At 65.2% G+C, this 11,131-nt stretch carries 5 protein-coding genes; all 5 read right to left on the bottom strand.

From position 1 onward, the window contains the following. Nucleotides 1-1,639 (bottom strand): calcium-binding protein (locus E8D38_RS28680; RefSeq protein ID WP_281286167.1); only part of this gene is annotated, 1,639 nt, incomplete at its 3' end. Nucleotides 1,640-1,641: 2 nt separating this feature from the next. Beyond that, a complete protein-coding gene (locus tag E8D38_RS26840) occupies nt 1,642-2,508 on the bottom strand; it encodes a hypothetical protein (protein WP_140637346.1) in 867 nt (288 codons plus the stop codon). Continuing rightward, nucleotides 2,499-3,419, bottom strand: coding sequence for a hypothetical protein (locus tag E8D38_RS26835; protein WP_140637345.1), 921 nt, complete (start codon nt 3,417-3,419; stop codon nt 2,499-2,501). Before E8D38_RS26835 ends, E8D38_RS26840 begins: the two co-directional genes overlap by 10 nt. Nucleotides 3,420-3,548: 129 nt before the next feature. Then, complete coding sequence (locus tag E8D38_RS26830) at nt 3,549-3,746, bottom strand: hypothetical protein (protein WP_140637344.1); 198 nt, start codon at nt 3,744-3,746, stop codon at nt 3,549-3,551. 26 nt (nt 3,747-3,772) lie between these two features. Next, a complete protein-coding gene (locus tag E8D38_RS26825; RefSeq protein ID WP_140637343.1) occupies nt 3,773-10,999 on the bottom strand; it encodes a carbohydrate-binding domain-containing protein in 7,227 nt (2,408 codons plus the stop codon). Between the last annotated feature and the right edge of the window lie 132 nt (nt 11,000-11,131).

The following is an 11,131-nucleotide window of genomic DNA, read 5'->3' as shown; positions in this document are numbered from 1 at the left end:
CTCCGCCGGTCAGCGTGTCGTTGCCCTGCCCGCCATCGAGCGTGTCGCTGCCGGCACCGCCCAGCAGCGTGTCGGAGCCTTCACCGCCGTTGAGCTGGTCGGCGCCGGCGTTGCCTTCGAGGTAGTCGTTGCCGCCTTCGCCGTTCAGGGTGTCGTCGCCGGCACCACCGTAGAGGCGGTCGGCAAACCCACCTCCTTCCTTGTTGTTGTCTTGCCCGTCACCAAAGTAGACCAACTGTCGAGAGGTCGTGGCGCCGATGAGCACGCGCGTGCCGGTGGCAGCGTCCAGGTAGTCGGCGTTGGCGCTGACCGGCTGGCCGGTGACAACGGCAGTGTTGCTGTGCCCCTCTCTTGCCACCCAACTCAACATGGCAGCGCGATCCCGCAACCAGCTTTCGGTCAGCTCGCCCACGCCCGATGCCGGGTCATAGAGGCTCAAGGTGCTGGCGACAGCATCGCTCACCTGCACGCTGATGACGGACAACGAAGCCAAGGCCGCCCGCGCGTTCACGTCGCTGCGCGCCAGCAAGACGAGGCTGGCGGCATCGGTCGGGAGCAGCTCAACTGCGAGGCTTTGCAGCTGCTCCGGCGTGAGGGCGCCGAAAAAGGCCAGCGCATTGGCGGCGAAGTTGGCATCGGTTGTGGTGCCCAGCAGCGGTCGGCCCTGCACGGCTCCCATGACCATGTCTAGGAAGCGGTTCACGCCCACGTCCTTGATCACGCCCACCACCGGCTCGATCGGTGTGCCGCGCACGACGTCGCGAATGAGCCCCAGCCAGTTGCCGCTGCTGGCGGCAATGGCGATCTGCGCCGCGGGCGGTCCGACCCAGGGGTCGTTCCACACGCCGGTCAGCGAATAGGTGAAGCCCTGCGACAGCCAGCTGAGCATGTCGGTCGGCCCCTCGGCAAAGCCGGCTTTGACCGCCTTGTCGTAGGCCAACACAGCGAACAGGACGTTCTTCACGTCGTCCAGCGTGTTGAGCGTGGCTTGCCCGTGCCGGCCCGGCAACTCCGAGCCGCTGTCGCCGGCACTCAGCAGACGCCAGGTTTCGAAGGGGGAGCTTCCTCCCAGCAGGTCGAAGCCCAGCGTGCCTGACCAGCCGGCGTTGCGGCTGGTGGCAGTATCGAGGGTGCCGAGCGGTTCGCGGAACAGCGCTTCGCCTATGGCTCTAGCATCCAGTCCCGCGATCTGGTCGATGCGCGGCACGGTCCATGGGGCAAGAGGGTCACTTGAATTCAAGTCGCCAAGCAGGAGACCATTTGCCACGTTGCGCGCCACGACATTGGATGCGGTCTGCATCTCGTCGGCGGTGAACTCGCGGCCCAGGCGCAAGCGGCCCTGTTCGTTGGTGAACGCGCGGATAAAGGCCGAGTGCATGCCGCTGCCGCTGTTGGCGCCGATCGCCACGTCGAGCCATAGCTTGGCGCTCTTGAGGTCACTTGCCGTCGCGGTATCAAGCGCGCCTGGCGTGGCCAGTTTCTGCGCAATCAGGTTCGACAGTGCTTGGTACAGCGGGACGGCGTCGGTGCCGGCTCTACGCACCTCGTCGTATTGCCTCCCGTTCCAAGTCAGACCGCTACTTGCAGCGATGGCTGCCCGGATATGCTCTTGCTCTGCTGCTGTGAAGGTGTAGCTCATGCTTATCGCTCTCGACTGATCGACCCAGAGATGTACTGCTGGAGGGCTTGTAGTGCAGGTGTGATATCCCGCAAGGCTTCGGTGCCTGTACTGATCCTTGCTGCTCCGCCAACGAAGCTGAAATCCCATCCCTCGACTTGGCATGGCAGGGTCCTGTTGCCGAAGTCAAGATGCTCAAGATCCTTCTTGGTCATGGCGGAAGGGTCGTAGCCGGGCAAGTGCCAGCAGTTCACTTCCCTTGGTGTCCCATCAGGCCGAGGCCAGTCCTTCATGACGAAGTAGATGCCTCCAACGTCCTTCTTGTAGCCGTCCACAGGCATCCATATTTCAAGCCCTGGATAGGCAATCGGCCTGACGATCCGCTCCTCAGGCCACGTCGGTGGCAACCCAGGGTTCTTGTGCTTGGGGTCTACGCACTTCTTCGGGTCGAAGTGCTCTTGGCAAGCGCGCCCCATGCGCTGGTTGCCCAGCTGCGCGGCAACGTTGAGCCGCCGCCAATGCTTTGGAGTCTCCTGGCCCGGCAGCAACCCCGTGAACTTCTGCCCCGCCGGCACGATCTTCTCGCCGGTCCAGTAGAAGCTCGTCTCGAAGCCATCTGTGCCGCACTGACCGTCCTCAAACCTCACCGTGGTGGCGTTGAAGTCGAGGCGCCGGGTGTCGAGGTAGCCACCGCCGACGATGGGCACCAGCGGATCTTTCTGGAGTTGCTCGCTGCAGGCCTCCAGTTGCTGCCGGTAGGCCTTCTGTTCGGCTGGCTCCTCTCGCTTCGAGCAACCTTGCATCAATAGCAGCAGCGCTCCAGAAAGAAGGGCCACGTAGCCTTTGGCGGAGGCTGCGCTGTGCAGAGGTCCGGTGCCGATCATGCGCATGCCCTCGTGCTGAAAATCGCGTCGTTCGCTGCACGAAGGCGCAACGGCAGGTTGTCATCCGTTCTTCCGTTGACGTTCGTGCTGACTGCAGCGCGCGCCGGGTTGAGTTCGCCGCTGCCGCAGTTCTCTTCGCGGCCACCTTGGGCCCAGCACTCGTCGTTGCCGGCGCCATACAGCGCCCCAGCGGCCATGGGTTTCTCCTTGAGAAGCTGAAGTACTCGCACGACTTCTGCGTAGACCTCAGGCCAATCCGCACAATGCCGCTGGTTCATACGAATGCCGGCCCAGATGCCGGGACGCCACATGAAGCCGCCGCCTCCGCCGTTCTCGGGATGGTCGTGATTGCAAACTGCCACGGGCGGCAACCCGTCCCCACCTCGAAGGGTGGTGGCTACGTAGTAGGTAACGTGGTCCATGTACTGGCCTGTTGGACCGACCACGTGCTTCATCTGAATCACGTCAAGACCGGGGCGAACCTCCTTGTGGCTCGCGATCCATTGCTTGTCTTGAGCCAGCTCGATGAGCCTGTAGCCGCGGGGGTCTGGCGAGACGTTTTGCGATCGCAAGTGGATGTCGATGGAGAACTCGTTGCCTTCTCCCGCCGTGGCCAACGCTTGCATCTCCGGAGGCCGTGCCGCGCCTGCGGGGACCGGACGGTGCGACCACCACTCGAAGTACGCTGCGTTGTTCGCTGAACTGAAATACGCCCGCGGCCCGACAAACCATCGCCCATTCAGCTTGAGCGCGACGTCCCTTCCAGCATCTATGCGCGGAGCAACATCGCCTGGGCAGGGCCTGTCGGCGCAGGTGACCTGCGCTTGTTGAACCTGGCGATTCCCTTGCTGTTCCGCGCCGTCACAAGACGCCAGCAGCGTTGCTGCTGCCAAGAGAAGACTGGATGACCGCCTCATGAGAGCAGTCCTTGTGAAAGTTGTCCGACGTGACTTGTCATTCGGTTTAGCCCTTGAAGGTTGTCCCGCCTTGAGAAATCAAGGGTGATGCCGGAGGCCCGTCGGCATCGGCGTGAGCTGCGCTTCCCCTCAGTTCCGTGCAATCGCAGCACGCAGCCCGGCGAGGTGAGCGGCCAACTGGGCCGCCGGTGCGTAGTCGGGCACCACGGCGGCGGGCCGCACCTGCGCAAACAGTTGCAGCCACGCCTGCACGGCCTTCAGCAACGCTGCGGCATCGGCGAAGCCCAAGCCCAGCAGAACGTCGGCATACGACACCGGCGCGCGCACCGCAACCTTGGGCGCAGACTGCCCGCTCAATGCCAGTTCGCCGCGATCACCGGCTGCAGCGTGGCCTGATACGACGCCGGCAGCGTGGTTTCGCCTTCGGCAGGCGGTACGAAGCCGGCCATCGCGTCCACCAGCGCCTGCACCTGCGTGTTCAGCAGCGTGCCGCTATAGGACAGCTGGATCGTTTCTACCTGGCGAACAGCGTCGGCATACCAGTCCTCGATGGTGAAGCGGTCCGTACTCCCGATGATCGAGATCTCCAGGTCGTCACCCACCTGGCGGAACCACAGCTCCTCGGGCTCCACGCCGCTGATTTCCAGGCGGTCATCCCCACCCGCGTCGACGAGCGTGTCGGCACCGCTGCCGCGGCCCCATGCGTACACGTCGTTTGACGTGGCGGCGCTGTCGATGAGTCGGTCGGCCCCGGCGCCCCCGATGTACAGGTCGTTGCCCGCCCCCCCGAGCAACACGTCATCGCCGTTGTCGCCACGGAGCTCGTCATCACCCGCCGTGCCGAAAGCCGAGGCCGGCACGGTGAAGCGCAGCGCACCGTTCCACAGCAGGCCGTTCTGCCCGGCAATGGTGTTCAAGCCGTCGAAGGCCTGCGCACCGGCGCCCCTGTCGATCACCACCCCGGCGTCGGTCGTGCGCATCGCGTGCTCGCCCACCGTCACCAGCGACACCCACAGGTTGCGGTCCTGGCCGTTGGCGTAGTGGTCGTTGGTGAACACGACGTCCAGCCGCGCGGCGCGGCCCAATTCGGCGGCTACGTCGAATCGGTAGTCGGTGTACATCGTGCTGTCGACTTGCGCTTCGCCGACCAGCTCACCGTCGAGCCACAGCTGCATGCGGGCGCCTACGCCATCGACCAGCTGGGCGCGGGCGCGCACCACCACCGGAGTCATGGTGGTGTCGCCTTGCAGAAGGTCGGCTCCTTCGCCGCCATACAGGACGTCGCTGTCGGCGCCGCCGAGCAAGTGGTCGGTTCCCTCGTTGCCACTGAGCCGATCGGCACCGGCTGCACCGTCGAGCGTGTTGCCCAGGGCGTTGCCAAAAATGCCGTTGTCCTGGGCGTTGCCGGTACCGAGCAGCGCCTGAGCCGTCAGGGTCAGGTTCTCGACATGCCCGGTCAACGTGTAGTCGACACTCGCGGACACGCTGTCACTCCCCTCGCCTTCGAGCTCGACCACCCGATCTGCGGTGCCGTCGATCACGTAGTGGTCATCGCCTTGCCTGCCGATCAGCACGTCGGCGGCGGATCCTCCGCTCAGCAGGTCGCGGCCCATGGTTCCGGACAACTCCAGCGGCGAGTCGATGTCGCCGGCGACCGGTATGGTGGACAACAGCTGCTGCACGCTCAGCACCGTACCATCGGCAAACGCGAAGCGTTCCACACCTGGCATCGAAACCTCGCGGGCGAGCACGCTGCTCGTTGACAGCCGGCTCACCATGGCTGCGGACTCGAGGGTTTGGGCATCGAGCTGCGGCGCCACGCGGCCTTGGGCCGTGGCCGGGCTGTAGTCGATCTGAAGGAACAGCCGCCCGGCGGTCCACAGCTCAAGCGCCTGGAGACCCGTCTCCGGATCGACGGCACCCCAACGGTAGCTGAGGTTGTGCAGCGACACCGAGTCATCGAACACAACGACATCGAGGTTCGGCTGGTCAAGTCGGCCGCCATAGGCAAGGTACGACTGATCTGCGGCAGGGTCGAAGCTCGCGATGTCGGAGATGCGGTCCATGTCCGTGCCGTTGGCACCGATGTAGTAGGTGTCGGCCCCTGCCTGCCCGTCCAGCCAGTCGTTGCCAGCCCCACCCACGATGAAGTCGTCGGCATCGGTCCCGGAGGCCAGGTCATCGCCAGCACCGAGGTCAAGCCACGCCCCTGAGCCCCGGCTGTGGTGGTTCGAAACCGTATACCAGTGAGGCACGCCCGCGGGCAGCGCGCTCCAGTCGTCGCGCCTGGTGGCCTGCATGCCCCAATAGCCCGCATCGACACTGAGCAGCTCGACGCGGTCGTTGCCGGTGCCCGTGTCGATCACGCCACGGAACAAGCTCAGGCGCGACGAGTCCGGGCTTTGGCCCGGCACGATGACGTCGTCGTTGTCCGAGCCGCTGACCAGCATCTGGGTGGCACTGTCGGCAGGCACGCTCACCGTGTAGGTGTACGTGGTGGTTTCGTAGCCCACGACGCGCGGCTGAGTCCGCAGCGAGGCGTTTGAATCGGGGGGCAAGAAGACGCCGAGCAGGCGTTGCTGCGGTACGGAGTCGCCTCCGCCGGTCGACCACACCGGCTCGCTGTAGAACTCCGTCGAATTGGGTGGAAGCTCGATGACTCCATTTCTGACGGGCAGGTCTTCGACGCTCACGAATCGTCCCAACGGTCCGGACGAGTTCAAGGTCTCGATCCACTCATAGATGGGCCTGGTCGTTGTGGTCGTCACGGTTCGCTCGCTCGCTCCCGTGGCGAGGTAGTCGCTATGTTCGAACGCGCCCCCGCCCAGCTGGAAGCTGGCCTGCTGCACCTGTACTGGAACAGAGCCTCGATCCTGGCGGTCGTATCGCTGCACTTGCGTGCGCAGCTGCCACAGCTGTGCATCGACAAAGTGCTGCCGCCGCGGGGCCAATTCGCTGTCTGGCGACGACGGGCCGTGCTGCGCCACATAGGCGCCCAGGCCCTGCGCCTGGCTGCCTTCAATGCGGATCTGCCAGTTCGCGGCGATGCTCGGATCGGACGCATAGCCGCGCAAGCGCACCAGCGAAGCCGCGCCGGAGCTCAGCAACAGGTCGTCTCCTTCAACGTGCACGCGGACCGCTGACTCGAACGCCAGCAGCCCGCGCTCGCCTGCGGTTGGATCGATCAAGTCCGAACCACCGTTGCTCCCAAACCGATAGGTGTTGAATCCCGTCCCGCCCACCAGATGGTCGGTGCCGGCGCCCCCGTCGATCGTGTCGTCGCCGCCATGGCCTTCGATGTGGTCGTCGGCATCGGTGCCACTGAGCGCGTCACTCGCCTCGGTGCCGTGGATGATCCCGTCGTCATCGGGTTCTTGCACGAACTGCGAGGCGACCAAGTCGCTCATCGACAGCACGGACCCGTCGGCAAACTGGAGCTCGCGGATGGTGCCTTCCGCGCCCGGATCGAGCACGAGCCGGTCACCGTCTCCGTACTGGATCGCCAGGTGCACGCCGCGCAACGACGTGCCGGCACGCAGGTTGGTGATCTGCAGATCACTCGCCGAAATGCCTTCGCCAAAGCGGACCACATCGAGCGCGCCACCGCTGCCCGGCTGCGCGGTGATCCAGTCTTCGCCGTCGCCGCGCGAGAGCAGGTACACGTCGGCGGCGCCGTCGTCGCCGCTGGAGAGCTCGTACAGGGGGGGGCCGTTGTGGCTGCGCGCCAGGTTGGCATTGAGCGTGTCGTTGCCCACGCCACCGATGATGACGTCGCTGCCGGCACCGCCCACCAGCTCGTCGGCCCCTGCGCCGCCGTTCACGCGGTCGTCGCCCGCGCCACCGTCCAGCACATCAGCTCCGGTGCCGCCTGCGAGATAGTCTCTGCCCGCGGAGCCCAGCAGCGACTGCGCCGTCGAGACGGTATCGGTCCATGTCATCCCGCCCTCGGCCGTCCAGAAGCCCGAGCGCACTGCGCCGTCCGTCCCCGCGGCATCAACAATGGACTGCAGCGACCGCTGGTCACCATTTCCTGCATCCAGGCTCAAGGCGGCCAGGCTGGCCTGCGATCCCACTGCCACCACACTCGCGCTGTCCAGCGCCGCGTAGACCGTGCCGTTCTGCACGAACACCTGCGCACCTGAGGTGCCCGTGCTGCTGCCCGCAAACTGGATGGTGTTGACACCCTGTGCGTCGTTGATGACGGGAACCGGCACTGTCATCACGCCGTTGACTACCGTCGGAGCCTGCGGCTGGACGAGGTAGAGATCGTCTCCCTCGCCGCCGTCGAGGTAGTCGTCGCCGTCGCTCACCAGCGTATCGTTGCCGGCACCGCCGAACACGGCATCAAAGCCTGCCCCCCCGTCCAGGCGGTCATCGCCGGAGCCTCCCTGCAATTGGTCGTCGCCGGCACCGCCCAGCAGCGTGTCGTTGCCACCGTTACCCGCCAGTGCATCGTCACCTTCGCCGCCATCGAGGCTGTCGTTACCGTCGTTGCTGCCTTCGTCAATGCTGTTCAGCCCGTCACCCAGCAAGATATCGTTGCCCACGCCACCCAGCAACACGTCAGCCCCACCGTTGCCTGCCAGCTCGTCGTTGCCTTCCGCGCCGTCGAGGTAGTCGTCGCCGTGGGCGCTGAGGGCCACGTGCTCAACGGCCCCGTCACCTAGCAGCACATCATTGCCGGTGCCGCCGTAGAGCTGGTCATCTCCGCCGCAGCCCACCAGTTCGTCGTCGCCAGCCTCACCATCGAGCACGTCTTGCCCGTGCGCCGACACCGGCACCTTGGCCTGTTCGGCATCGCCCCACAGCAGGTCGTTGTCAGCGCCACCCATCAAGGTGTCGTCGCCGCCACCGCCGCTCAGTTCGTCGTTGCCGGAGCCGCCGTCGAGAAAGTCTGCGCCGTGGAACTCGACCGGAACCTTGGAGGCGTCGCCGTCACCCAACAACCGGTCGTTGCCACTGTCGCCCCACAAGGTGTCGTCGCGGCCACCGCCCACGAGAGTGTCGTCGCCCTCATTGCCTTCGAGCCAATCCATCCCGTGGTACTGCAACGGCGTGTCGGGCGTTTCGTCGTCGCCGTAGATGGCATCGTCTTCGGTGCCGCCGTACAGCTGGTCGTCGCCACCCTGTCCCACGAGTTGGTCGCGCCCGGCGCCGCCCGAGATCACGTCGGCGCCATGATGTTCCACCGGTGTGTAATGGGCGGGGCTAAGGTTGCCATCGCCCCAGACGAAGTCATCACCCGCGTCGCCGAACAACCAGTCCGCGCCCCCCATGCCGGAGATCGTGTCACTGCCGGCATCGCCGTGCGCCAGGTCGTTGGCGGTACCGGCAAACACTCGGTCGTCGCCGTCACCACCCGAGATCACGTTGCCGTCGGACTCCGCAAGCAATTCGGTGCCATCGCGCCACCATGCCCCGGTATGTGCCCCGGCCGTGGTGAGCACATTGCGCCCGTCGGCCTCCTCGCCCGGTGCGTCATACACCACCCATGAGAAGCCGCGCGCCAGCTCCGTGCCCGAGGACGTTGGCGGCGTGAAGTCGACCTCTTCCGGTCGGTCGACGCTGCCCAGCGCGCTGCCAAAGATGAAGTCGTTGCCGGCGCCACCTTCCAGCGTGTCCGCGCCCAGCCCGCCCAGCAGCAGGTCGTTGCCGGCGCCGCCTTCGATGCGGTCGTCGCCGCCCAGGCCCGCCAGGCCGTCGTTGCCGCCGCCCCCGCGCACGAGATCGCCCTGTTCGCTGGCGTTGATCACGTCCGCGGCATCGGCCTGCACGCCGTCGCTCGCATAGCCTCCGCTTGCTACTTGGTAGTGGGTGGGCCTATCGGGGTCGATGTGCTTGATGATGTCGCCCGTGTATTGCGTCAGCGCGGGCTGCGCGGGCGGCTGCTGCGACAGCGTCAGCCCCAACTCGCCGTCGCCGAAGTTTCTGACCGTCACGGTACCCACCACCGTGCCGCTGCGCGGCGGTTCGCGCCGGCCGATGATCAGATCGCCACGCCCCGTCTGCGCGTTGGGCTGCCAGATCAAGACGAACCGGCCCGCCTCGTCCTCCCACACGTCGTTTGCCACCTTCTTCATCGTGCCCGTCAGCGCTTGGCCATCGAACCACAGATTGCCGGTGCTGTCCGCATCGACCACCGTGTCGTGGCCGAAGCTGCCGTCGAAGTGATACGCGTCGTAGCCTGCACCGCCTTCGAGGTAGTCGTTGCCTTCGCGGCCGTTTAGCGTGTCGACGCCGCTGCCGGCGTAGATGCGATCGTCGCCGGCGCGCCCCTCGAGGCTGGCATCGTTGCCGGCCGTGCCGAACACCACGCGCTGGATGCCGGGCGACTGGGGAGAAGCACCTCGCGCGCTGACGGTGTAGGTCATACCGCTCGCACGGTCTTCGTATTGAATCGGCGCAGATACCGACACGCCGGTGATCTGGCGACCACCGATGTCGTACGCAACGTCACGCGTGTTGGCCGCGATGTTGGTGTTGAGCATCGCGGCACGGTCGTTGAGGTAGCCATCGCTGAAGTTCAAGGTGCTGGGGTCGGCCCCGGCCGCGACGGCGTTCTTGTCGGCCAGCCACTGCTGGTAAGTCTGCTCGTGCAGGGCCTGTAGCGCCTGCGGGGCCGCTGTGCCTTCGGCGTTGTCCCTGAAGCGCAACGCAAAAGGGGCTCCGCTGGAAAGCGAGAGGAACGCTGCGAAGTCGTTCCTCGCGATGTCGGGATAGTGCGTCGCCTCCAGGCGCAGTTGCCCGGCCCGTTCCCTGATGGCCGGCCACACCTGCGACAGCTGGGTGGCATAGGTCTCCAGCGACGATGCACTGCCCACGTCCTGGTTCAGCAGGATGCGCCCCACGCTGCGCAGCAGCGTCGAGGCTTCACGCAACCGGCCGCCCTGGAAGGATGAACCCGTGTCGGACTGCTGCAGGATCGACACCGCCCGATCCAACGACAGGCTCGTGTCGATCGCGTGGATCAGTTGCAGGGCGGGGCCGAGGACTGGGTTGCCTTGGTATTCGTTGCGGAAGTTTTCGTCATCCTTCAGAGACCAAGCGTAGTTGCCATACGCGCTCATCTCATCAAGGATGCGTGTACTCCAACGTACTATGAGATCGTTCTCGACAGTCCTTTCTCGAACGCCCACCACCGTGCCGTAGATGGACGCAGCCATTCCTACGGCAGCCAACCCACCTGCCAGGGTGATAAGGACCGGAGCAGACACAGCAGCAGTGCCTGCTACCGCCGTGGCAAATGCAGCGGTAGAAGCGAAGGCCGCGAGATCACTGACAAGCCCGAAGACCACCGAAGGTTCAATGCTCCCGCCGCGTCCTCGCTGCTCATTCGCCTTGATGAGGTTTGACGTGAGACTTCCGCCGTTCAGAACCGTCCCCAATACCGGGATCTCTCTGACGAGTGACGCAACGGCCTCTACGACTTTGAGGAAGTTGATTGATGCGTCTATCTGGTCTTGCACACTACCGGTAGGTGAGGTGGCGTTCTGTTGATTGACGTATCCAGCGTATAGATCAGCTCCAATGCCAAATTCTTTGATGACGAGCTCAATCTTCTCGGGCTTGGTGAAAGGCATTTGTTCTTTCCCTAGGGATGCGCTGATCAATGAGCGCCGTCGCTCGAGTTGAACCGATGCAACGCCACGATGACATTGCGTACGCCGTGAACCACGCGGTGCGTGGCCTCACAGCGATGTCTGAATCCTCTT

The organism is Methylibium rhizosphaerae (assembly GCF_006386545.1).
Taxonomy (GTDB): domain Bacteria; phylum Pseudomonadota; class Gammaproteobacteria; order Burkholderiales; family Burkholderiaceae_C; genus Pseudorivibacter; species Pseudorivibacter rhizosphaerae.
This window is presented reverse-complemented; position numbering and strand designations above follow the sequence as displayed.